Here is a 376-nt window from a genome sequence, read left to right as displayed (position 1 = left end):
CCACCCCGGTCAACCGGCGCTGGCGCTTGCGGACGATCTGAGGTTCGAAACTGCCGTCGCGGTCGCGGGGCACCTCGATCGGCACCGGCCCGGTCGTCTCGGTCAGCACCGTCTTCGGCCTGGTCCCGTTGCGCACGTTCGCCGAGTCCCGCTCCGCAGGCGCCTGGTTCGGCTCGAACCCTAGGTGTTCGGTCATCTCCTCGTTCAACGCCGTCTCGAGGACGGTCTTGGTGAACTGTTTGAGCAGCCCGTTCGGCCCGGTCAAAGACAAGCCCTGTTCCTTGGCCATCCGCACCAGCTCCGCCGCTGCCAGCTCCTCGGCCGAAGCCTCGGCCTTCTTCCTCGCCACGGCATCAAGTGTCGTCATCACGGCACC

1 protein-coding gene is annotated in these 376 nt (G+C 67.0%); it reads right to left on the bottom strand.

The genetic code is table 11. The features are described 5' to 3' along the window. Nucleotides 1–370 (bottom strand): transposase (locus tag ON34_RS28630; RefSeq protein ID WP_245548239.1); only part of this gene is annotated, 370 nt, incomplete at its 3' end. Between the last annotated feature and the right edge of the window lie 6 nt (nucleotides 371–376).

The sequence above is a fragment of the Nocardia pneumoniae NBRC 100136 genome (genome assembly GCF_000308755.1).
Classification (GTDB): Bacteria; Actinomycetota; Actinomycetes; order Mycobacteriales; family Mycobacteriaceae; genus Nocardia; species Nocardia pneumoniae.
The sequence above is the reverse complement of the archived record's forward strand: the minus strand, read 5'-3'. Positions and strand labels throughout refer to the sequence as shown.